General features: G+C 72.9%; 16 protein-coding genes and 2 pseudogenes. 6 read left to right on the plus strand and 12 right to left on the minus strand.

Features of this window, described 5'->3' with window-relative positions:
• Nucleotides 1-76 precede the first annotated feature (76 nt).
• From V6U90_RS26635 to gltB, 3 genes are all read right to left on the minus strand, one after another.
• Complete coding sequence (locus tag V6U90_RS26635) at nucleotides 77-877, minus strand: SGNH/GDSL hydrolase family protein (protein ID WP_334442199.1); 801 nt, start codon at nucleotides 875-877, stop codon at nucleotides 77-79.
• 423 nt (nucleotides 878-1,300) lie between these two features.
• Entirely contained in the window at nucleotides 1,301-2,779 is a 1,479-nt protein-coding gene (locus tag V6U90_RS26640) for a glutamate synthase subunit beta (protein ID WP_334442202.1), read from the minus strand.
• Entirely contained in the window at nucleotides 2,772-7,460 is a 4,689-nt protein-coding gene (gene gltB, locus V6U90_RS26645; RefSeq protein WP_442933678.1) for a glutamate synthase large subunit, read from the minus strand. The genes V6U90_RS26640 and gltB overlap by 8 nt, the downstream gene beginning before the upstream one ends.
• Before the next feature lie 145 nt (nucleotides 7,461-7,605).
• On the opposite strand from gltB, the gene V6U90_RS26650 reads away from it, so the two are divergent.
• The gene (locus V6U90_RS26650) at nucleotides 7,606-8,451 is read left to right on the plus strand and encodes a GNAT family N-acetyltransferase (RefSeq protein WP_334442205.1); all 846 of its coding nucleotides are present in this window, start codon (nucleotides 7,606-7,608) and stop codon (nucleotides 8,449-8,451) included.
• Between the two features lie 153 nt (nucleotides 8,452-8,604).
• Here V6U90_RS26650 and V6U90_RS26655 read toward each other — a convergent pair whose 3' ends face one another.
• The 3 genes from V6U90_RS26655 to trpC all read right to left on the minus strand — a co-directional run bounded on the left by V6U90_RS26655 (nucleotide 8,605) and on the right by trpC (nucleotide 12,064).
• Nucleotides 8,605-9,804: an FAD-dependent oxidoreductase gene (locus V6U90_RS26655; RefSeq protein ID WP_334442208.1), complete on the minus strand. Its 1,200-nt coding sequence runs from the start codon at nucleotides 9,802-9,804 to the stop codon at nucleotides 8,605-8,607.
• A 17-nt stretch (nucleotides 9,805-9,821) separates the two neighbouring features.
• Nucleotides 9,822-11,033: a prolipoprotein diacylglyceryl transferase gene (gene lgt / locus V6U90_RS26660; RefSeq protein ID WP_334442210.1), complete on the minus strand. Its 1,212-nt coding sequence runs from the start codon at nucleotides 11,031-11,033 to the stop codon at nucleotides 9,822-9,824.
• A gap of 227 nt (nucleotides 11,034-11,260) precedes the next feature.
• Nucleotides 11,261-12,064 carry an indole-3-glycerol phosphate synthase TrpC gene (gene trpC / locus V6U90_RS26665; RefSeq protein WP_334442254.1) on the minus strand — a complete coding sequence of 268 codons (804 nt, stop codon included), beginning with the start codon at nucleotides 12,062-12,064 and terminating at the stop codon, nucleotides 11,261-11,263.
• 554 nt (nucleotides 12,065-12,618) lie between these two features.
• Between trpC and V6U90_RS26670 the strand changes: the two genes are divergently transcribed.
• Nucleotides 12,619-12,888 carry a hypothetical protein gene (locus V6U90_RS26670; RefSeq protein ID WP_334442213.1) on the plus strand — a complete coding sequence of 90 codons (270 nt, stop codon included), beginning with the start codon at nucleotides 12,619-12,621 and terminating at the stop codon, nucleotides 12,886-12,888.
• A 21-nt stretch (nucleotides 12,889-12,909) separates the two neighbouring features.
• On the opposite strand, the gene V6U90_RS26675 is transcribed toward V6U90_RS26670, so the two are convergent.
• The 3 genes and pseudogenes from V6U90_RS26675 to V6U90_RS26685 all read right to left on the minus strand — a co-directional run.
• Nucleotides 12,910-13,491, minus strand: a complete 582-nt coding sequence (locus tag V6U90_RS26675) for a Trp biosynthesis-associated membrane protein (RefSeq protein WP_334442216.1) — start codon at nucleotides 13,489-13,491, stop codon at nucleotides 12,910-12,912.
• Nucleotides 13,488-13,913 (minus strand): phosphoribosyl-AMP cyclohydrolase, encoded by a 426-nt coding sequence (gene hisI, locus V6U90_RS26680; protein WP_334442256.1) that lies wholly within the window; start codon nucleotides 13,911-13,913, stop codon nucleotides 13,488-13,490. Before hisI ends, V6U90_RS26675 begins: the two co-directional genes overlap by 4 nt.
• 162 nt (nucleotides 13,914-14,075) lie before the next feature.
• Nucleotides 14,076-14,762, minus strand: a pseudogene (locus V6U90_RS26685) (phosphoribosyl-AMP cyclohydrolase); the annotation flags it as partial.
• A 288-nt stretch (nucleotides 14,763-15,050) separates the two neighbouring features.
• Here V6U90_RS26685 and V6U90_RS26690 point away from each other — a divergent pair.
• The 3 genes and pseudogenes from V6U90_RS26690 to V6U90_RS26700 form a co-directional block, all read left to right on the plus strand.
• A pseudogene (locus V6U90_RS26690) lies at nucleotides 15,051-15,764 on the plus strand (ABC transporter ATP-binding protein); the annotation flags it as partial.
• 104 nt (nucleotides 15,765-15,868) lie between these two features.
• Nucleotides 15,869-16,624: an ABC transporter permease gene (locus V6U90_RS26695; RefSeq protein ID WP_334442219.1), complete on the plus strand. Its 756-nt coding sequence runs from the start codon at nucleotides 15,869-15,871 to the stop codon at nucleotides 16,622-16,624.
• 34 nt (nucleotides 16,625-16,658) lie between these two features.
• On the plus strand, nucleotides 16,659-17,297 hold the full coding sequence (locus V6U90_RS26700; protein ID WP_334442222.1) for a TetR/AcrR family transcriptional regulator: 639 nt from the start codon (nucleotides 16,659-16,661) through the stop codon (nucleotides 17,295-17,297).
• 114 nt (nucleotides 17,298-17,411) lie between these two features.
• Here V6U90_RS26700 and V6U90_RS26705 read toward each other — a convergent pair whose 3' ends face one another.
• A complete protein-coding gene (locus V6U90_RS26705) occupies nucleotides 17,412-18,191 on the minus strand; it encodes a DUF2470 domain-containing protein (protein ID WP_334442224.1) in 780 nt (259 codons plus the stop codon).
• 67 nt (nucleotides 18,192-18,258) lie between these two features.
• Here V6U90_RS26705 and rpsD point away from each other — a divergent pair, with 67 nt between their 5' ends.
• Entirely contained in the window at nucleotides 18,259-18,870 is a 612-nt protein-coding gene (gene rpsD, locus V6U90_RS26710; RefSeq protein WP_334442226.1) for a 30S ribosomal protein S4, read from the plus strand.
• Between the two features lie 62 nt (nucleotides 18,871-18,932).
• On the opposite strand, the gene V6U90_RS26715 is transcribed toward rpsD, so the two are convergent.
• Both V6U90_RS26715 and V6U90_RS26720 read right to left on the minus strand, forming a co-directional pair.
• The gene (locus tag V6U90_RS26715; protein ID WP_334442258.1) at nucleotides 18,933-20,726 is read right to left on the minus strand and encodes an ABC transporter ATP-binding protein; all 1,794 of its coding nucleotides are present in this window, start codon (nucleotides 20,724-20,726) and stop codon (nucleotides 18,933-18,935) included.
• Nucleotides 20,727-20,731: 5 nt separating this feature from the next.
• Nucleotides 20,732-22,576, minus strand: coding sequence for an ABC transporter ATP-binding protein (locus tag V6U90_RS26720; protein ID WP_334442231.1), 1,845 nt, complete (start codon nucleotides 22,574-22,576; stop codon nucleotides 20,732-20,734).
• Nucleotides 22,577-22,617: the final 41 nt, after the last annotated feature.

The raw sequence follows: 22,617 nt of genomic DNA on the forward strand, positions 1-22,617 counted from the left end.
TCAGCGTTCGGTGACCCGACCGCCGTCGACGTGCAGTCGCCGGGTGGTCCGGACCGAGGCGAGTGGTGGTGGGGGGTCAGCCGGTCACGGAGTTGAGCGCCGGCAGGTAGCCGTAGCGGTAGCCATCGGCGTTCGGGTGGTACGCCTCGATCAGGCCGGTGACGTCCTTGATCCACGGGCTGGACGCGCAGACGCCGTGCCCGGCGAAGAACGGTCGGGTGTCCACGAAGGTCGCGCCGGCCGCAGCGGCCCGGGCGGCGGTCACCGAGGCGAGCACGTCGGCGGCCTCGTTGAGGATGGTCCGCTTGGAGCTGCTCATCGCGAGCGGACCGCACCAACCGGTCTCGAACAGGCGGGGGTAGCCGAGCACGATCAGCCGGGCGCTCGGGGCACGGTTGCGGATCGCCGCGTAGGTGGCGTCGAGCCGGCCGGGCAGTTCGGTGGTGGCGAAGGTCTTGGCCTGGTTGACCCGGTTGGTGCAGTCGGACTCGCTGCCGAACCGGCAGTTCTCCAGGATGGAGGAGAACCCGGCGTCGTTGCCGCCGATGGTGATGGTGACCATCGTGGTGCTGCTGCTCAGGGCGCTGACCTGGTTGTTGATCACGTCGGCGGTGACCGCGCCGCCGCAGGCCGGGAAGCTGAAGCTGGTCACCGCGTTGGCGGTCGCCCAGAGCGGGGCGTACGCCTTGGAGCTGCGCAGGCAGGTGGAGAGGTCGTAGGAGCCGGCGCCGACCCCGGACGAGTAGGAGTCGCCGAGCGCGACGTAGTTGATGGTGGCTGCGGCCTGTGCCGGACCGGGGACGAGCACGGTGGCCAGCGCGGCGGCAAAGGTGGCGACCGACGCGGCGAGGGCACGCGCCAACGGACGCAGGTGCATGGTGGACGGACCTCCACGGGGCAGGGGTGGGGGAAACCGCCAGCCGCGCGCGTGGCCAGGGCCTGTTACCAGGCGGTAATGCTATCGAAATACATGGATCGGGGGAAGGCCGCGGGCCACCCGCGCCGCCCTCGGTGGTGGGCCACCGGGGGCGGGACGCTGTCGAGCTGCTGGCACGGACGGAGCAACCGGTGACCGCACGGGGTCACCCACGGCGCACACACCAGCGGGACGACCGCTGCACGCACCAACGGAGCAGCTCGACAGCACCCACCAGCGGAACAGACACCGCACGCACCAACGGAGCAGCTCGACAGCGCACACCACTGTCCGAATACCGGGTACGGCCGGGTCGTGACAGGGACGACCCGGCCGTACCGAAACGGTGTGCAGTGGGCGGCGACCGCCGGGATCGCCGCGGATTCAGCGGGCCGCGAGCGGCTGCGCCGAGGAGGCCACCGGAGCCGGCAGCGCACCGGCCCCACCGAGGTAGGAGTGGATCTCGGCGGCGACGGACCGCCCCTCGGCGATCGCCCAGACGATCAGCGACGCACCACGGTGCATGTCCCCGGCGACGAACACCCCGGGTACCCCGGTCTGCCAGTCCGGGCCGGCGTCGATCGCGCCCCGGGCGTTGCGCTCCACCCCGAACTGGGCCAGCAGCGGCTGTTCCTCGGTGCCCTCGAAGCCGATCGCCAGCAGCACCAGGTCCGCCGGCAACTCCCGCTCCGAGCCGGGCAACACGGTCAGGATCCGCCGCCCGTCGCGCTTGGTGACGGTGACCTCGGCGACCCGGACCGCGCGGACCGCGCCGGTACCGTCGTCGACGAACTCCTGCACCGCGACGGCAAAGACCCGCTCGCCGCCCTCCTCGTGCGCCGGGTAGCTGCGCAGGATCCACGGCCAGGTCGGCCACGGGTCGCGGGCCTCGTCCCGGGACTGCGGCGGTTCCGGGTACAGGTCCAACTGGTGGACGCCGGCCGCGCCCTGCCGGTGGGACACGCCCAGGCAGTCCGCGCCGGTGTCGCCGCCACCGATGATCACCACGTGCTTGCCCGCCGCGTCGATCGGCGTGGTCCCGGCTCGGCCGCTGACCACCCGGTTCGCCCCGACCAGGTGCGGCATCGCCTGGTGGATGCCGCGCAGCGACCGGCCCGGGGTCTCCGGGGTGTCCCGGCCGGCCAGCGCGCCGCAGGCCAGCAGCACCGCGTCGTACCCGGCGCGCAACTGCTCGGCGGTGACGTCCACCCCGACGTTCACGCCGGTGCGGAACTGCACCCCCTCGGCGGCGAGCTGGGCCAGCCGCCGGTCGATGTGCGTCTTCTCCAGCTTGAAGTCGGGGATGCCGTAGCGCAGCAGGCCACCGATCTCGTCGTCCCGCTCGAACACGGTCACCGCGTGACCGGCCCGGGCCAGCTGCTGGGCGGCGGCCAGCCCGGCCGGGCCGGAACCGACCACCGCGACCCGCTTACCGGACGGCGCCGGTACCGGCTGCGGGGTGACCAGGCCCCGGTCGAAGGCCGCGTCGATGATCTCGACCTCGACCTGCTTGATGGTGACCGGCTCGCCGCCGGCGATGCCGAGCACACAGGCCGCCTCGCAGGGCGCCGGGCAGAGCCGCCCGGTGAACTCCGGGAAGTTGTTCGTGGCGTGCAGCGAGTCGATCGCCGCCGCCCAGTTACCCGTCCGGACCAGGTCGTTCCAGTCCGGGATCCGGTTGCCCAACGGGCATCCGTCATGGCAGAACGGGATGCCGCAGTCCATGCAGCGGGTGGCCTGTTCGCGGACCAGCTCCTCACCGGCCGGCGGGTACACCTCCCGCCAGTCGCTGATACGTACCGGCACCGGCCGCCGGGCGGGCAGCCGCCGGCCGTAGCGCAGGAAACCGTTCGGGTCAGGCACGAGCCACCTCCTGGGACGGGCGCGGCAGGGGCCGGACCGGCACCGCCGGTGCCGGCGCGGCGAGTGCACCCATCACCGCATCGTCGACGTCATGGCCGGCGGCTTCGGCGGCCCGCATGATCTCCATCACCCGCCGGTAGTCGCGGGGTACCACGGCGGTGAACTCCTCCACCGCCTCCGGCCAGCGCTTGAGCAGGTCCTCGGCGACCGCCGAGTCGGTCTCGGCGAAGTGCCGCTGCACGAGGCTGTGCAGCATGGCCCGCTCGTCGTCGTTCGGCGGCGCCAGGTCGACCAGTTCCCGGTTCACCCGGCTGGTGTCCAGCCGCCACACGAAGGCCGTACCACCGGACATGCCGGCGGCGAAGTTGCGCCCGGTGGGCCCGAGCACCACCACGGCGCCCCCGGTCATGTACTCGCAGCCGTGGTCGCCGACACCCTCGACCACGGTCACCGCACCGGAGTTGCGGACCGCGAACCGCTCGCCGACCCGGCCGCGCAGGAACAGCTCACCGGCGGTGGCGCCGTACAGGATGGTGTTGCCGGCGACGATCTGGTCCTCGGCGCGGGCACCGGCCGGGGCGTCCGGGCTGACGAACGGCGCGTCGGCGTCCGGCCGGACGATGATCCGGCCACCGGAAAGGCCCTTGCCGACGTAGTCGTTGGCGTCCCCGTGCAGCCGTAGGGTCACCCCGCGCGGCAGGAAAGCGCCGAACGACTGGCCGGCGGTGCCGCGCAGCACGAACTCGATCGTGTCGGTGGGCAGGCCGGCACCGGCGTACCGGCGGGTCACCTCGCCGCCGAGCATCGCGCCGACGCTGCGGTGCTCGTTGCGCACCGCCACCTCGGCGCGGACCGGGGTGCCGTCGGTCAGCGCCGGCCGGGCCAGCGCGATCAGCTCGTTGTCCAGCGCCAGTTCGAGACCGTGGTCCTGGGCCCGGATGCCGCGCCGGGCCGCGCCCTCGGGCAGCTCCGGCAGCTCCAGTACCGGGCCGAGGTTCAGGCCGGCGGCCTTCCAGTGCGTCACGGCGGGGGCGAAGTCGAGCAGCTCGGTGGCGCCGATCGCCTCCTCCATGGTGCGGAAGCCCAGCTCGGCCAGGTACTCCCGGACCTCCTCGGCGAGGAAGAGGAAGAAGTTCTCCACGAACTCCGGCCGGCCGGTGAAGCGTTCCCGCAGCACCGGGTTCTGGGTGGCGATACCGACCGGACAGGTGTCCAGGTGACAGACCCGCATCATGATGCAACCGGAGACGATCAGCGGGGTGGTGGCGAAGCCGTACTCCTCGGCGCCGAGCAGCGCCGCGATGAGCACGTCCCGGCCGGTCTTGAGCTGCCCGTCGACCTGCACGGTGACCCGGTCGCGGAGCTTGTTGAGCAGCAGCGTCTGCTGCGCCTCGGCCAGCCCCAGCTCCCACGGCGTACCGGCGTGCTTGAGCGAGTTGAGCGGGGATGCGCCGGTGCCGCCGTCGTGCCCGGAGATCAGGATGACGTCGGCCTTGAGCTTGGCCACGCCGGCGGCGACCGTACCGACACCGACCTCACTGACCAGCTTGACGTGCACCCGGGCGGCCGGGTTGACGCACTTCAGGTCGTGCACGAGCTGGGCGAGGTCCTCGATGGAGTAGATGTCGTGGTGCGGCGGCGGGGAGATCAGGCCGACGCCCGGGGTGGCGTGCCGGGTACGGGCGATCCACGGCCAGACCTTGTTGCCGGGCAGCTGACCGCCCTCGCCGGGCTTGGCGCCCTGGGCCATCTTGATCTGGAGGTCGTCCGCGTTGACCAGGTACTCGCTGGTCACCCCGAACCGGCCGCTGGCGATCTGCTTGACCGCGGAGCGGCGTACCGGGTCGTAGAGGCGCTCGACGTCCTCGCCGCCCTCACCGGTGTTGGACTTGCCGCCGAGGCGGTTCATCGCGACCGCGAGGGTCTCGTGCGCCTCGGCCGAGATCGAGCCGTACGACATGGCACCGGTGGAGAACCGCTTGACGATCTCCGAGGCGGGCTCCACCTCGTCCAGCGGTACCGGCGGGCGGACCCCGGTGCGCAGGGTGAACAGCCCGCGCAGCGAGCCCGCCTCGGCGGCCAGCTCGTTGACCTTGGCGGTGTACCGGCGGAACACGTCGTACTGCCGGCTGCGGGTGGCGTGCTGGAGCAGGAAGACCGTCTCCGGGTTGAACAGGTGCAGTTCGCCCTCGCGGCGCCACTGGTACTCGCCGCCCACCTCCAGCCGGCGCGGCACCTCGGCGCCCGGGGTCGGCCAGGCGCGGGCGTGCCGGGCGGCCACCTCGGCGTGGATCTCGGCCAGCCCGATGCCGGTGATCTTGCCCGGGGTGCCGGCGAAGTAGCGCTGCACCAGGTCGGCGTCGAGCCCGACCGCCTCGAAGACCTGCGCTCCGCAGTACGACGAAACCGTCGAGATGCCCATCTTCGACATGATCTTCAGGACGCCCTTGCCGAGCGCCTTGACGTAGTTGCGGATCGCGGTGGCCGGCTCCACCCCGGTCAACGCGCCGGTGGTGACCAGGTCCTCCACCGACTCGAAGGCCAGGTACGGGTTGACCGCCGCCGCGCCGTACCCGATCAGCACCGCCGCGTGGTGCACCTCGCGGCAGTCGCCGGACTCGACGATCAGCGCGGTCCGGGTCCGGGTCTGCTCACGCACCAGGTGCTGGTGCACGGCGGCGGTGAGCAGCAGCGACGGGATCGGGGCGAGGTCGGCGTTGGAGTCCCGGTCGGAGAGGACCAGGATGCGCACCCCGTCCTCGATCGCCTCGGAGACGTGCCGGCAGATCTCGGTCAGCCGGGCCTTGATGCCGGCCGCGCCGTCCCGGACCCGGTAGAGACCGGAGACCCGGACCGCCTTGAAGCCGGGCAGGTCACCGTCCTCGTCGATGGAGAGGATCTTGGCCAGCTCGTCGTTGTCGATCACCGGGTAGGGCAGCACGATCTGCCGGCAGCTCGCCGGGCCCGGGTCGAGCAGGTTGCCCTCCGGCCCGATGGTGGACGCCAGGCTGGTGACCAGCTCCTCCCGGATGGCGTCCAGCGGCGGGTTGGTCACCTGGGCGAAGAGCTGGTGGAAGTAGTCGTAGAGCAGCCGGGGCCGGGTGGACAGCGGCGCGATCGGGGTGTCGGTACCCATCGAACCGATCGGCTCGGCACCGCTGCGGGCCATCGGCGCGAGCAGGATCTTCAGCTCCTCCTCGGTGTAGCCGAAGGTCTGCTGCCGGCGCTGCACCGAGTCGTGGGTGTAGACGATGTGCTCGCGCGCCGGCAGGTCCGCCAGCTCGATCAGGCCGGCGTGCAGCCAGTCGGCGTACGGCTCGGCGGCGGCCAGCTCGGCCTTGATCTCGTCGTCGTGCACGATCCGACCGGTGACGGTGTCGACCAGGAACATCCGGCCCGGCTGCAACCGGCCCTTGGCGACCACGCTGGCCGGGTCGAGGTCGAGCACGCCCGCCTCGCTGCCCAGCACCACCAGGCCGTCGACGGTCTGCCACCAGCGGCCCGGGCGCAGGCCGTTGCGGTCCAGCACCGCTCCGACGATCTCGCCGTCGGTGAAGGCCACCGACGCCGGGCCGTCCCACGGCTCCATCAGGCTGGCGTGGAAGCGGTAGAAGGCCCGCTTCTCCGGGGACATCCCCGGGTCGTTCTCCCACGCCTCGGGAATCATCATCAGCACCGCGTGCGGCAGGCTACGGCCAGCCAGGTGCAGCAGTTCGAGGACCTCGTCGAAGTTCGCCGAGTCGGAGGCCGCCGGGGTGCAGACCGGGAAGACCCGCTTCAGGTTCCCGGGAACGTTCGGGCTGGCCAGCAGCGCTTCCCGGGCCTGCATCCAGTTCCGGTTGCCACGGATGGTGTTGATCTCACCGTTGTGCGCGATGAACCGGTACGGGTGGGCCAGCGGCCAGGACGGGAAGGTGTTGGTGGAGAACCGGGAGTGCACCAGCGCGATCGCGCTGTCCACCCGCTGGTCGCGCAGGTCCGGGAAGAACGCGGGCAACTGGTCGGGGGTGAGCATGCCCTTGAAGACCATGGTCCGCGCCGACAGCGACGGGAAGTACGCCGACACACCCCGCTCGGCGGTCTCCCGCTCGGTCTGCTTGCGGACGCAGAACGCCACCCGGTCCAGGTCGATCCCGGCCAGCGGGGAACCGGCCGGACCGGCGGGCGAGTCGGTGAGCCGGTGCGCGGCGAGGAAGAGCTGCCGGATCCGGGGACGGGCCGCGTCGGCGGTCTCCCCCAGGTCGCTCGGGTCGACCGGGACGTCCCGCCAGCCGAGCACGTCGGCACCCTCGACCAGGGCGTACTTCTCCAGCACGGTCCGGGCCCGGGCCTCAGCCCCGTCGTCGTCGGGGAGGAAGACCAGACCGGTGGCGTACTGGCCGGCCGGGGGCAGGGGGAAGTCCACCACCGCACGCAGGAACGCGTCCGGTATCTGGATCATGATGCCCGCGCCGTCACCGGTGTTGTATTCCGCGCCCCGCGCCCCCCGGTGGTCGAGCCGGCAGAGCGCGGCGAGCCCCTTGGCGACCACGTCGTGCGAGCGTCGCCCATGCAGGTCAGCGACGAAGGCCACCCCACAGGCGTCGTGCTCCTGCGCCGGATCGTAGAGACCCGAGGCGGGCACCCCCGCACCGGCGAGCGGCTGGGTGGAGTGCGGCTGGAGAGGGTACGGAAAGGCCACCGGGCCTCCTGTCGTCACTCAGGTCGGAACAATGGTCGGGACGACGTCGGCCCTGATGGGTCTATTGAGTCTACGTTAGGGTCCGCAGGGCAAGGCCAGTACGGATTGATCACACTTCCACCATCTGAGACTGTAGTCTCGCGCGGTGGATCCTGAACCCGCGGACGTCCTCGCCCGCGTCGAACACTTCCATGATGCCGTACCACGTGACGCGGCCCGGGCCGAGGATGTCGGACCGCTGGTGCTCTTCGTCCGGGAGGGTGCCGGCTTCCCGTTCTACGCCCGGCCCCGTATCGACGGTACCGCACCACCGTCGGCTGCCGACATCGCCGCCGTCCGGGACCGGCAGCGGGAACTCGGCCTGCCCGAGACCTTCGAATGGCTGCACGAACGGCAACCCGGGCTGCTGTCCGTGGCCCGCTCGGCAGGACTGACCGTGCTGGAGGCACCGCTGATGGTGCTCGACCGGGCCGCCCTGCCCGCACCGGAGCAGCTCAGCGACGTACCCGTGCGGGTGTTGTCACCCTCGGCGTCCGATTTCGGGGCGGCGCTGGCGGTGCGACGCGCCGTGGCGGCGATCGGCTTCGGCGCACCCGGCACCGCCCGGGGCCCGGCCGGACCGGCGGAGCGGGACGCCACCACCGTCGAGTTGACCGATGAGGTGCTCGCCGAGGAGCGGATCCGCGCCCGGGACGGCCGGCGGCTCTCCGCGCTGGCCGGTACGCCGCAGGAGGGTGCCCTGGCCAGCGGGATGGCGATGCGGGTCGGCGCGGTGGCCGAGATCGCCGGGGTGGCGACGCTGCCCAGCGCCCGACGCCGGGGGCTGGGCGCGGCGGTGACCGCCGCACTGGCCGGGCGGCTGCTGGCCGACGGGGTGGACCTGGTCTTCCTCTCCGCCGGCAGCGAGGAGATCGCCCGGGTCTACCTGCGGGCCGGCTTCCGGCGGATCGGCACCGCCTGCATCGCCGGGCCGACCGCGACCCTCGGCTGAGTCCGGGCCCCCGCCCACCTCCACGTCGATCATGGAGTTGTGGTGCCCCATAAAAGCCACGAACAGCACGATAACCCCCACCACAAGTCCATGATCGACGCTGTCCGGGTGGGCGGGGTGGGGGTGGGGGGCGGGGGTGTGCCCTCCGGCGGGTCAGCTGGGGGGCCGCCACTGGGCGGCCGTGGTGGCGGCGCTGCCCAGCAGCCGGGGGGTGATCGTGCCGAGCGCGGCGTCCCGGGCCCGCAGCGCCAACCGTCCCCGGGCCTGGAGCACCGCCGACATCCGGCGGGTCTGCCGGACCACGGTCACCGCGCGGGGCCGGCGCAACCGGCTGTACATCTCCACCGCCGACCGGAGCTGGTCGCCCGGTGCGGCGTCGGCGGCGAGGGACTGCAACGTCGCCGCGTCCTCGAAGGCCAGGCAGGCCCCCTGACCGAGGTGTGGCGGCATGGCGTGGGCCGAGTCACCGAGCAGCACCACCCCGCCCGGACCGGCCGGGAAGCCGTACGCGCGGGGCAACGGGCGCAGCTCCCGGACCTCCTGCTGGACCAGGTCCTCCGGCTCGGTGGCGGCCAGCAGTTCACCGATCGGGGCCGGCCAGTCGGCGTACCAGCGGCGTAGCAGGGCAAGCTGGGTCTCCGGCGACTCCGGACGGGGCGCTCCGGCGGCGGTGGCCACCCAGTAGACGCCACCCCGGCTCGATCCACCGGACGAGCCCCGCTCGCCGAGGGAGGCGGCCACGAACCGGTACCCGGCACCCAGGGTCTCCCCGCCGACCGGGGTGTCCCGCACCGGCCGGGGTACCCGGTACCAGGGGATCACCGCCCGCCACGCGGCACAGCCGGAGCTGACCACCGTCGCCTCCGGGGCGAGCCGGGCCCGCACCACGCTGTCCGTACCGTCCGCAGCCACCACCAGGTCCGCCGGGAAGGTCAGCCGGCCGTCGCCAACCGCCGGCCGCTCGCCCGGATCCGCGGTGACGGTGCGTATCCGGATCCCGGTCCGCAGCTCGACCCGGTCACCGAGCCCGGCGATCAGTGCGTCGTGCAGATCCTCGCGGTGTACCACCACCGGGGCACGTTCCGGGGCGACCGGTCGGGGTTGTACCAGCCAGTGCCCATCCGGGCGGCGGATCCCGCCGTCCGGCAGCGGGGTGGCGATCGCGTCCAGCCCGGCGCCGAGCCCGAGGGCCCGCAGGGCGCGTACCCCGTTGGGCCAGAGCACCACTGCGGTGCGCTCGACCGGCACCCGGTCGGCGCTCTCCAGGACCGTCACCTGCCAGCCCGACCGGGCCAGCGCCCCGGCCGCCGCCAGGCCACCGACACCTGCGCCGACCACCACCGCGGTACGCATCGGTGCGGCTCCTCCGCTCAGCTGTCTCGATCGGCGGCGCGGGGCGTACCCGCCCCGGCCGCGTCGGCCCGGTCCGGCTCGACGTCAACGTGGGCGTCGACGTCGGCGTCAACCTCCTCGGCGTCGGCGTCTGGCCGTTCAGTGCCGTCCTGTCCGGTGTCAGCCCGTTCAGCGTCGGTGTCCGACGGGACAGGTGCACCGTCCTGCGGCTCGTCGGGTACCACGCCGGTGGCCTGGTATGCCCGGAACTGTTCCTCGTCGACCACCTGGTAGCCCTGCGGGGCCGCCGCGGCCGGGCCGGTGGTCCGCCGGGAGAGGTCGACCTGGGACACGTCGCCGGCCGGTACCTCCGCTGCCGGGGCGACCCCGATCGGCACCAGGTAGTCGCGCGGGCCGTGCACCCGCAGAAAGTAGATCAGCGCGCCCAGGAAGACCAGACCGGCGGTCCAGACGTTGAGCCGTACCCCGAGGATCCGGTTCGCCTCGTCGGTGCGCATCAGCTCGATCCAGAACCGGCCGGCGGTGTAACCCATCACGTAGAGCGCGAACGCCCGCCCCTTGCCGAGCTTGGCACGCCGGTCCACGGCCAGCACCAGCAGCGCGACGCCGATGTTCCACAGCGCCTCGTAGGCGAAGGTGGGGTGGTAGAGCCCGGGCAGCAGGATGGGCTCGCCGCCGCCGTCACGGAGGGCCCGACCAGGGTTGCCCGGGTCCATCTGGTGGACCTCCAGCCCCCAGGGCAGGGTGGTCCGGCCGCCGTACAGCTCGTTGTTGAACCAGTTGCCGAGCCGACCCACCGCCTGCGCGAGCGGCAGGCCGGGGGCGAGCGCGTCGGCGACCACGCTGAACGGGATGCCGAGCTGGCGGGCGGCGAACCAGGCGCCGACCGCCCCACCGGCGACCGCGCCCCAGATGCCGAGCCCGCCCTCCCAGACGTAGAACGCCCGCACCGGGTCACCACCGGCACCGAAGTAGGCCTCCGGCGAGGTGATGACGTGGTAGATCCGCGCCCCGATGATGCCGGCCGGCACCGCGTAGACCGCGATGTCGAGCACCGCGCCGGGAGCCACCCCGCGACGGCGCAGCCGCGACTCGGTGACCAGACAGGCAATCACGATGCCGGCGATGATGCAGAGCGCATACGCCCGGATCGGCACCGGTCCGAGTTGCCAGACCGCCGTGCTGGGACTGGGCAGGGCCGCCTGGGGGGTGAACGAGACGAGGGTCACGGGTGCACACGCTACCGCTGCGCCCGGCACCGGTGGCACCCCGGTCGGGCATCGTCCGGCCGGACCAGCCGCCGGTCCGACCAGGGACGGGCAGCGGTCGCCGGGGCAATGGATCGGCAGGTGCCGCCGCCCAGCCGGGATCAGGGACCAGCAGCGGTCACCTGCCCAGTCGGGACCGGGAGTGACAGGCCACCCGCCCGCCGGACGGACCGGCGGGCGGGGAGGGGTCAGCGGACCGGTCGGGGCGTGGCCGGGTGGTTGCCGGCGTTCACCAGCTCGGCCACCGCCTCACGCGGGCTCTTCTGGGTGACCAGGCCCTCCCCGACCAGCACCGCGTCGGCGCCGGCCGAGGCGTACCGGATCAGGTCGTGCGGGCCGCGGACGCCGGATTCGGCGATCTTGACCACGCTGCTCGGCAGTCCGGGTGCGATCCGCTCGAAGACCGAACGGTCGACCTCCAGGGTGCGCAGGTTGCGGGCGTTGACCCCGATCACCTGGGCACCCGCCTCCAGGGCGCGGTCCGCCTCCTCCTCGTCGTGCACCTCGACGAGCGCGGTCATGCCCAGCGACTCGATCCGCTCCAGGAGCCCCACCAGGGCGTTCTGCTCCAGTGCGGCGACGATCAGCAGCACCAGGTCCGCGCCGTGCGCCCGGGCCTCGTGCACCTGGTAGCTGGAGACCACGAAGTCCTTGCGCAGCACCGGGATGTTGACCGCGGCCCGCACGGCCGCCAGGTCGTCGAGCGACCCGCCGAACCAGCGCCCCTCGGTGAGCACGCTGATCGCGCGGGCACCACCGGCGGCGTAGTCGCTGGCCAGGTCGGCCGGATCGGCGATCTCCGCCAACTTACCCTTGGACGGCGAGGAACGCTTGACCTCGGCGATCACCGCAACCCCGGAGCGACGCAGCGCTGCGTACCCGTCGAGCGGCGGTGGCGCGGCGGCGGCCAGCTCCCGGATCCGCTCCAGGGGTACCAACTCCTGCCGACGTGCCACGTCCTCGCGGACGCCGGCCAGGATCTCGTCGAGCACGCTTCCGGACGATGCCGGACCGGCTTCGTCACCCTCCGCGTGCGCATGCTCAGCAGTCACCAACGGACTCCCCTCTCCGGGTGTCATGGGGCGATGCTAGGGGGCGCCACCTGGCCACGGGCGCCGGGGGTATGGCGTGCCTCACCAGGTGGGGTGCGGCATAATGACCGACTTCCGGTGAGCGGGGTATCACGGACTGCCACCATAGGCATCGGCGACTACCACATAATGCCATCCCGGGCGCCGGTTTCCGGAATCGCACGGCACCCCGGACGGATCGCTCCCGGGCCGCCCCTCCCACCCGCCTCCCCCATCCGGCCGAGGCCGGTCACCCACCCGACCGGCCCACGGCTCCACTGGCCCGCCGTCCACGGCTCCACCGGCCGGACCGTCGACAGCTCCACCGGCCGGATCGTGCATGGACCACGCCGGCACCCCCGTACCGGGGCTTGACCAGCCGGTCACCGACCGGAAACACCACACCGGCAGCATCAGGTGAGGCAGACTCGTGACGTGTCTGCCGCCAGCCGGAACGATCTTCGTGCGGGGTGACCATGAACACTGGCGAACCGGGTCTGACCACCATCTCGCGGACTGTCGTCGCGCTGGCCCGCGATGCGGTGCACACCGTCGAGCGGGTCGTGTCGGGGGACAGCCACCGACGGACCGCGCGGGAAAACGCCTGGGAGGCCGTCTGCGCCGACCGGGCCCGGGCCGAGCGGCAGGCCGAGTTGCGCCGGCTGGTGGCTGCACTGGCCGGCCCGGCACCGCACCGGGAAACCACGGTCCGGACAGGCCCCGGGTCGGGCGACCGGATCGGCTGAGCCGGCGCTCCACCGGACCGGTCAACCCGCCGTCGGATCCTCGCCCCGGTCCAGCGCGTCCCACGCCTCCGTGGTGCCGGGACGACCGCCGGCCCGCTGGCCGGTACCGGTCACCGGGGCGTTGGCCAGGCGCTCCCGGCGCTCGTACCGGGCGCCCATCACCGGCCACCGGTGACCCGCCAACACGGTCCACACCCCGCCCGCGCCGACCAGCGCCCCGCCGAGCAGGCAGAGCGCCGGCCACTGACGGCTGACCGAACCGGCGGGTGGCGCGGCCAGTCCGCTGCCGCCGCCGATCACCAGGACCACCCCGACGAGCAGCAGCAGCGCCCCGACCAGTCGCCGCACCGGGCCCCGGGTCGCCAGGACCGCCCCCGCACCGGCGAGACCCACCACCGCGAGGGCGGACACCCAGGGCAGCAGCGCCGCACCGGTCCGGGCCTCCCGGATCGCGGGCAGCGGCGCCGGGCGATCGACCAGCTCCACCACCCAGGTCCGGGTGGTCGCGAAGAGCGCCAGGCCGGCCCCGGCCAGGCAGAGCAGGACCGCGTACGCCAACTGGCGCCGGCCCGGGTCTGGCCGGTTCCCCGTCGGACCGGTCACCGGGGTGCGCCGTGATCGGTTCCGGTCACCGGTAGTTCCTCGAAGAAGCAGCTACGCGCACCGGTGTGGCAGGCCGGACCGACCTGGTCCACGCTGACCAGCAACGCGTCCCCGTCGCAGTCGATGGCCACCGAGCGGACGTACTGGTGGTGGCCGGAGGTGGCACCCTTGACCCAGTACTCCCGCCGGCTGCGTGACCAGTAGGTGGCCCGACCGGTGGTCAGGGTGCGGTGCAGCGCCTCGTCGTCCATCCAGGCAACCATCAGCACCTCACCCGAGTCGTGCTGGCGGACCACCGCGGCGACCAACCCGTCGGCGGTACGCCGCAGCCGTCGGGCGATCGCCGGATCGAGGGCGGAGGGGCGGCCGGGGCCGTCCGGGACGGTGGGGGCGCCGGTCACCGGCGCGTCAGGTACGGACACAGTAGGAAATTGTCCCGCACGGGGGGCGGGTACCGACGACCCGGTGCGGGCGGTGGCCCCGGTCAACTGCGTGAGATACCGCTCCAGCCGTCCGTCGGTGAGCGCCTCGGCCAGATCGGTACCGGTCACCCCGGCCAACTCGGCCGCGTACGGCCGGACCAGCGGGACCGACCCGGTCACCAGCCGGGCGGCGGCGGCGCAGACCTCGGCGATCGAGGCCGGGCGCAGCCCCAGGCAGACCAGCATGTCGTCGCGGTACCCGGGCGGGGCGACCGGCAGGGCCAGCGCGGCGGCGAACGCGGAGCGGCGGGAGGCCACGGTGACCGACGGGTTCGCCAGCCGCAGCACCGAGGGGCAGAGCAGGGCCAGGTCGTTGGCGGCGAGTCGGGCACCGAGGCCGTCCCCGCCGGCTCGGGCGCCGACCACCTTGCCGAGGTTGGCGATCAGGTCCTCGAACCGGGGTTCCCCGGCCGGCTGGCGCAGTACCGGCACATCCAGCCAGGTATGCCACCGGGGGTCGGCCCAGAGTAGTCGGGTCGGCGCGTCCACCGGCAGACCGAACGCCCAGTCCGCCGGTTCGGCGAGCCGGCGAAGCCAGGAGTCGACGTCGCGTACGGCGACCGAAAGGTGGGTCAGCCGGCCGGCGGTGTCGGCCAGAAAGGCCGGTCGGGCCGCGTACGACGGGCCGCTGACCAGCACGTCCAGGTCGACGTCGCTGTAGTCGGTGGCGGCCTGGCGGGCGTGACTGCCGCGCAGCAGGATGCCGACGACCGGGCGCTGCGTGCTGTGGCGCAGCCGGGCACACCAGTCGTCCAGGAAACCACTCTCTAGTGACGGAGGGTGACCCACCGCGTCATCGTGCCGTACGCCCGATCGGGGTGCAATGCCCGTTGCCGGACTCCCTGTCCGATCCGGTGCCGACAACGCCGCCGACCGTCGTTCCGGCGACCGTCCGGGCCGCCGGGTTACCGGGCCGCCGGGTTACCGGGCCGCCGGGTTACCGGGCCGCCGGGTTACCGGGTTGCTGCTGACCGCACTCGCCGCCACCCGGGCGCAGCCGGCGGAGCGGATCGTTGTGCCCGCACCAATATTTCATCTACCGTTGAGTTCAACACACGATGAGTTCCGGGAGGATCGGTGGAGAACGCGATCGACGTCCGCGACCTCGTCGTCGAACGGGGACGACGACGGGTGCTGCACGGCATCAGCTGCGCGGTACGACGCGGCACGGTGACCGGACTGCTCGGACCGAGCGGTAGCGGAAAGACCACCCTGATGCGGGCCGTGGTGGGGGTGCAGACCATCACCTCGGGCCGGGTCACCGTGCTGGGCCGGCCCGCCGGATCGGCGCCGCTGCGCCGCCGGCTCGGCTATCTCACCCAGGCCCCCAGCGTCTACGCGGACCTGACCGTGCGGGAGAACGCCCGCTACTTCGCCGCGTTACAGGGCCACGGCACCGCCGAGGCCGACCGGGTGGTGGCGGACGTGGGACTCGCGTCGGCGGCCGGCCAGCTCGTCGGCACCCTTTCCGGCGGGCAACGCAGCCGGGCCTCGCTGGCCTGCGCCCTGGTCGGTCGACCGGAACTGGTCATCCTCGACGAACCCACGGTCGGGCAGGACCCCGTGCTCCGGGCCGAACTCTGGTCCCGGTTCCACGCCATGGCCGGCGCCGGCACCACACTGCTGGTATCCAGCCACGTGATGGACGAGGCGGCCCGCTGCGACCGGCTGCTGTTCATCCGGGACGGTCGGCTGATCGCCGACGACACCCCCGACGGGGTACGCGCCACCACCGGGGTGACGGATCTGGAGGAGGCGTTCCTCCGGCTGATCAGGGCCGGCGGGACCGACGGCAACGGACCAGGCACCGGACCGGGCACCGGACCAGGCACCGGACCAGGCACCGGACCAGGCACCGGCATCGACGGCACCGGGCCGGACGGGAAGGTGGCGTGATGAACCCGCCGATCCTGCTGGCCACCACCATCCGCATCCTGCGTCAACTCCGCCACGACCGGCGGACGATCGCGCTGTTGGTGGTCGTACCCGGGGTGCTGCTCACCCTGCTCTACTTCATGTTCTCCGGCCAGCCCACCCCACCGGGCCGACCGAGCACGTTCGACCGGATCGCCCTGATCATGCTCGGCGTCTTCCCGTTCATCATCATGTTCCTGGTGACCAGCATCGCGATGCTGCGCGAACGCACCTCGGGCACGCTGGAACGGCTGCTGACCACCCCACTGGGCCGACTCGACCTGCTCTTCGGGTACGGCATCGCGTTCGGGCTGGCCGCCGCCGGTCAGGCGGCGATCTCCGCCGCCGTGGCGTACCTGCTGTTCGACCTGGACACCGCGGGCAGCAGCGGCCTGGTGATCATGATCGCGGTGGTGGACGCGGTGCTCGGCGTCGCACTCGGACTGTTCTGCAGCGCCTTCGCCCGTACCGAGTTCCAGGCCGTACAGTTCATGCCGGTCGTGGTGATCCCGCAGTTGCTGCTCTGCGGCCTCTTCGTCGCCCGGGACGAGATGGCTGGCTGGCTCCAGGCGATCAGCGACGTGCTGCCCCTGTCGTACGCGGTCGAGGCCCTGCAGGAGGTGGGGGCGCACGCGGAGCCGACCGGCACGATGTGGCGCGACGTCGCGGTGGTCGGCGGGGCGGTGGTGCTGGCGCTGGTGCTGGCCGCCGCCACCCTGCGCAGGCGCAGCGGCTGACCGGGCCACCGACGACACGGGAGGGAGGCGGATCGTGGCGGGACGGACCGGCCGCCGGGCCGGCAAACCGGACACCCGGGAGTCGATTCTGGAGGCGGCCCGGACGGTCTTCGCCGAGCGCGGCTTCGACGGCGCCTCGATCCGCGCCATCGCCGCCGGAGCCGGCGTCGACCCGGCGCTGGTGCACCACTACTTCGGCACCAAGGACCAGCTCTTCCTGGCGGCGATGAACTCGCCGGTCGATCCGCGGGAGGTGCTCCCGCAGGTACTCGACGGCGATCCGGACGACATCGGCGCGCGGCTGGTCCGGGCCTTCCTCGGCATCTGGGACTCACCCGTCGGGTCGGCCGGGGTCGCCCTGCTACGGTCCGGGCTGACCAACGACTGGACCGCCCGCCTGCTGCGCGAGTTCCTCACCACCCAGGTCATCCGTCGGGTAGTCCAGCACCTGGACCTCGATCCGGCCGAGGCGCCGCTGCGCGGGTCGCTGGTGGCCAGCCAGATGATCGGGCTGGCCATGATGCGGTACGTGATCCGGCTCGAACCGGTTGCCTCGGTGCCGGCGGAGACCCTGGTCGCCACGGTCGGTCCGACCGTGCAGCGGTACCTGACCGGGAATGTCCCGACCGGGCCGTCCGGGCGGCACCCGGGCCGCCCGGCCGCGCCGGCCTGATCCGACGGGCTCCCGGCGCCGGCCCGATCCGGGGGACGCCGGCCTGATCCGAGGGCGCCAGCCGATCCGGGGACGCCGGCCCAATCCGGGGACGCCGGGCACCGGCCGGCCGGTTCAGGACCGCCCGACCCGGCGAACCGTCCCGCCGGTCGGGAGGCGACCGGGGCAGAGCACCGGATGCAGGAGCCGGACCAGGTCGGCCCGGTCCCGCACCGGGCGGGGAAAGACCAGCCGGGCGGTCCGTTCCGTGCCGGGGCATCCCAGCGCGACCACCATGCCGTACCGGTCGATCCGGACCAGCCGGGGCGGGGTTCCGGGCGACCGGTCGGTGAGGTGGCGGGACAGCAGTTCGGTAACTCCGGGGCCGTGCCGCCCGGTGAGGTCGACGATGATCTCCCGTTCCACCGGGTGCAGCGGGTCCGGTTCGGCGATGACGTACTCCTCGGGATCGATCCGGAGCACGGAACTCCCTTTTTCGAGCCGCACCTCGGCGGGTTCGAACCGGTAGAGCGCGAAGCCCCGGCCCACGTCCAGCAGGTCCCCGGTCGGATCGGTCTCGGCGAAGTCGAGGGCCGCCTGCCGGGCCTCCGCGCCGGTGAGCAGGCCGGCCCAGCCGGAGATCCAGACCCGGCCCAGCGCCGGTGAGCCGGCGGCCGGCGGCAGGTCCGGTACGTCGAGCACGACCGCCGTGTCGTCGCCCGCCTCGGGGCGTAGCGCCCGGGCCAGGTCGCTGACCACCGAGACGAGCAGCAGAACCCGTCCCTGGCCGTCGGTGGCGTGACGGACCTGGTGCGGTCCGAGGCCGTGTGCCACGTACGCGGTGCCGGGCAACCGGCCGGAACTCAGGGTGCGGGCGATCTCGGCGGGACTGGGCTGGGCCGGGCTGGGTGGCATCGCGTACTCCAATATAGGTTAGCCTTACCTAACTTGAGGCTAAACCATGTGAACGGAGCAGTCGAGCGTGAACCACCCCAGACCCAAGGCCCGCCTCTCCCGCGCCCTTGGCATCCCGCTCACCCGCAAGTGCGCGAAGTACTTCGAACGCCGGCCGTTCCCGCCCGGCGTACACGGCCGGCAGCGCCGCCGGACCTCGGACTACCAGGTCCGGTTGTTGGAGAAGCAGCGACTGCGCCATCAGTACGACGTCAGCGAGACCCAGCTCCGCCGGATCTTCGACGAGGCGGCCCGGGGCAGTGGCCCGACCGGTCCCACGCTGATCTCCCTGCTGGAGCGACGGCTGGACGCGGTGGTACACCGCGCAGGGCTGGCGCGGACCGTCTACCAGGCGCGGCAACTCGTCGTACACGGGCACTTCATGGTCGACGGGCGCAAGGTGGACCGGCCGTCGTACCGGCTGCGGCCGGGGCAGGTGGTCGAGGTCCGGGCCGGCAGCCGGCTCAAGCCGCCGTTCCAGCTCGCCGCGGCCGGAGCCCAGGCCGGCGACGGGCCGACCGCCCCGTACCTCTCGGTCAGCCTCGCCGACCTGCGCGCCGCCCTGGTCCGTACCCCGGAGCGGTCGGAGGTGCCGGTGATCTGCGACGAGCAACTGGTGGTCGAGTTCTACTCCCGGTGAGCAGTGTTAAGAAGGGCCCCTTCCTCTACCGAAAGCGTTAAGCGGGGGCCCTTCCTTACACCTCAGCGGGTCTGTTCGAGCCAGGAGGCGTAGAGCAGGCCGTAGATCGAGGATGGGTCCCGGACCAGTTCCTCGTGCGGGCCGCGCTGCACGATCCGCCCCCGGTCCACCACGATCACCTCGTCGGCGGCCTGCGCGGTGGAGAGCCGGTGTGCGATGGCCAGGGTGGTCCGTCCCCGGGTCACCGCGTCCAGGGTGCGTTGCAGGCGTACCTCGGTGGCCGGGTCCACCGCACTGGTCGCCTCGTCCAGCACCAGCAGGTCCGGGTCGGCGACGTACGCCCGGGCCAGCGCCACCAGCTGCCGCTCCCCCACGCTGAGCGCCTCGCCGCGCTCGCCGACCGGAGTGTGCAGACCGGCCGGCAGCCCGTCCAGCCAGTCGGCGAGCCCCAGCTCGGTGAAGGCCGCGGTGAGTTCCGCGTCGGTCAGCTCGGGCCGGGCGAACCGGACGTTGTCCGCCACGGTGGCGTCGAAGAGGAACCCGTCCTGCGGCACCATGACCACCCGGGACCGCAGCGAGGCGAACCGCACCCGGTCCAGTGGGGCGCCGGAGAGCAGCACGCTGCCGCTGGTCGGGTCCATCAGCCGGGTGAGCAGCTTGGCGAAGGTGGTCTTGCCGCTGCCCGTCTCGCCCACCACGGCGACCCGGCTCTTCGCCGCGATGTCCACCGTGACGTCGTGCAGCACCGGCGGGCCGTCCGGGTAGGCGAAGCCGACGTCGACGAAGCGGACGTCCAGTGGGCCGGGAGGCAGGTCGAGACCCTGCTCGCCCGGGTCGGCCACGTCGGGCGTCGCGTCGAGCACGTCGAGCACCCGCCGCCAGCCGGCCACCGCGTTCTGCGCCTCGTTGAGCACCTCGGTGGCGATCTGCACCGGCTGGATGAACAGGGTCACCAGGAACAGGAAGGCGGTGAGCTGACCGATGCTCAGCGTCCCGTCCACGCCGAGGACCACCCCGAGCAGCACCACGCAGGCCAGAGCCAGGCCGGCGGCCACCTCCCCGACCGACGAGCCGAGGATGCTGGTCCGGATCGCCTTCTGCTGGGCCAGTCGCTGGTCGTCGATCGCCGCGTCCAGCCGGGCTGCGGTCCGGCGGGAGACACCGTACGCCCGGATCACCGGGGCGCCGACCACGCTCTCCGCGACGGCGGCCAGCAGGACGCCGGTCCGCTGCCGGACCACACCGTACGCCCCGGCGAGCCGGCGTTGCAGCAGCCGGATGATGAACACGGCGGGCAGGAAGGCGGCGTACACCACCAGGGTGAGCTGCCACGAGTAGAAGAGCATCACCACCGAGGTGACGACCAGTTGGCCGAGGTTGATCACCAGGATCACCCCGCCCCACTGGAGGAACTGGGTGAGCTGGTCGACGTCGCTGGTCACCCGGGACACCAGGGAACCGCGTCGCTCCGACTGCTGGTGCAGCATCGACAGATCGTGCACGTGCCGGAACGCCCGGGTGCGCAGCGCGGCCAGCGCGGTCTCGCTGACCGTGAACAGCCGCCGCATCATGAGGTACCCGCAGGTGGTGGTGACCACCAGCACCGCACAGGTCAGCACCACCACGGTGGCGACCACGTCCAGGTGGGGGCCGCCCGGGGCGGTCAGCCCCCGGTCGATGCCCTGCTGCACGGCGACCGGTACGGCGGCCCGGCCGACCATGGAGGCCAGGGCCAGGGCCAGGGTGCCGGCAAGCCCGGTGCGCAGTTCCGGGGAGAGGGCGAGGCCGCGGCGCAGGGTGTGCCAGGTGCTTTCGGTCGGCTCGGGAGCCGGGGTGCGGGGCGGGGCCTCGGTCAGCGCGGTCAACGGATCGCCTCCTCGTCGGTGTGAATCCGCTCCCGCTCCCGCTCCGCCTCGGCCTGCTCGTACGCGGTGACCAGGTCGGCGTAGCCGGGCACGGTGGCGAGCAGGGTGTCGTGGGGGCCCCGGGCGACCACCCGTCCCTGTTCGACGTAGACCACCTCGTCGGCGAGCGCGATGGTGGCCCGCCGGTAGGCGACCACCAGGATGGTGGCGGCCGGACCGTCGCCCCCGCCCCGCAGGGCGGCCAGGATGGCCGCCTCGACCCGCGGGTCGACGGCGCTGGTGGCGTCGTCGAGCACCAGCAGTCGGGGCCGGCCGGCGAGCGCGCGGGCCAGGGTGAGCCGCTGCCGTTGCCCGCCGGAGAGCGAGGTGCCCCGCTCACCGACCATGGTGTCCAGCCCGTCGGGCAGGGCCGCGACGAACCCGTCGGCCTCGGCCAGACGCAGGGCCGCCCAGACGGCGGTGTCATCGATGCCCGGCCGGTCGAGGGTGATGTTCGCCCGTACCGTGTCGTCGAAGACGAACGGCACCTGGGCGACCAGCGCGGCGGTACCGGTCAGCGAGTCCAGGGTCAGCTGCCGGACGTCCACCCCGTCGACGCGGACCGTCCCGGCGCGCGGGTCGACCAGGCGCAGGGCGAGCGCGGCGATGGTCGACTTGCCGGACCCGGTCGGCCCGACCAGGGCGACCGTGCGGCCGGCGGGCACGGTGAAGGACACCTCACCGAGCACCTCGGTACCGGGGCTGTGCTCCTCGGCCGGTTCGTAGCCGAACCAGACGTCGTCGAACTCCAGGGTTGCCGGGGTGGTGCGGTCGCCGGGCAGCGTGGCGTCGCCGTACGGCATCTCGCCGGTCGCCCGGAGCACCTGCTGCACCCGGTCCCAGCCGGCGACGCTACGGGGCAGCTCGGCGAGGACCCAGCCGATGGCCCGTACCGGGAAGGCCAGCACGGTGAACAGGAACGCCACGCTGACCAGCTCGGTGACCGTGATGGCGCCCTGCTGCAACCGGACCGCGCCGACCACCAGCACGGCGAGTGTGCCGAGGCTGGGCAGGGTCTCCAGCATCGGGTCGAAGACGCCGCGCAGCCGGCCGACCGCGATCAGCGCGTCGCGCAGCTCACCGGCCCGGGCGGCGAACCGGGCGGTTTCCTGCGCCTCCCGGCCCATGGTCTTGACCACCAGAGCGCCGTCGAAGCTCTCGTGGGCGATCGCGCTGACCTCGGCCCGGATCCGCTGCGCACGGGCCTGACGCGGCGCCATCCGTCGGGAGTAGACCACGTTGAGCATGAACAGCGCCGGGAAGATGGCCAGCCCGACCAGGGCCAGCACCCAGTCGGTGACGAAGAGCGAGACGATCGCGGCGACCAGCATCACCACGGTGCCGACCGCGAACGGCAACGGGGCGATCGGGTACCAGGCCGCCTCCACGTCGGAGTTGGCGTTGGAGAGCAGGGTGCCGGTGGCGTGCCGGTGGTGCCAGGAGAGCGGCAGGTCGAGGTAGCGCCGGGTGACCCGACGCCGGTACGCGGCCTGGAGCCGGAACTGCATGTAGCCCGCGCCGAGCCGGCGCCCGAAGATCGCCACCACCCGGAGCAGGCTGATGCCGAGGAGCAGGGCGGCGGCGAACGCGAGCGCCCCCCACTCGATCCGGCCGGCGGCGATGGACGGGACCACCACCTCACCGACCACCCCGCCGACCACGTAGGCACCGGCGATCACCAGCAGCCCGAACAGGACACTGCCGGTGACCGCGACCGCAAAGATCCGCGGTTGCTCCCGGATCGCCCGGCCGAGCACCCGCAGTCCCCTGCCGAGCACATCCCGGCTTGTCCTGGTCGTCACGCTCTCCCCCGCCGTAAGCCACAATTCTGCCCCCTAATCCT

This window comes from Micromonospora sp. CPCC 206060 (assembly GCF_036906895.1).
Taxonomy (GTDB): domain Bacteria; phylum Actinomycetota; class Actinomycetes; order Mycobacteriales; family Micromonosporaceae; genus Micromonospora.

Excerpts from the sequence above, each read along its gene's own strand:
- V6U90_RS26655 (WP_334442208.1), bottom strand. The coding sequence starts at position 9,804 with ATGCGTACCGCGGTGGTGGTCGGCGCAGGTGTCGGTGGCCTGGCGGCG.
- V6U90_RS26695 (WP_334442219.1), top strand. The coding sequence starts at position 15,869 with ATGAACCCGCCGATCCTGCTGGCCACCACCATCCGCATCCTGCGTCAA.
- V6U90_RS26705 (WP_334442224.1), bottom strand. The coding sequence starts at position 18,191 with ATGCCACCCAGCCCGGCCCAGCCCAGTCCCGCCGAGATCGCCCGCACC.
- V6U90_RS26635 (WP_334442199.1), bottom strand. The coding sequence starts at position 877 with ATGCACCTGCGTCCGTTGGCGCGTGCCCTCGCCGCGTCGGTCGCCACC.
- V6U90_RS26670 (WP_334442213.1), top strand. The coding sequence starts at position 12,619 with ATGAACACTGGCGAACCGGGTCTGACCACCATCTCGCGGACTGTCGTC.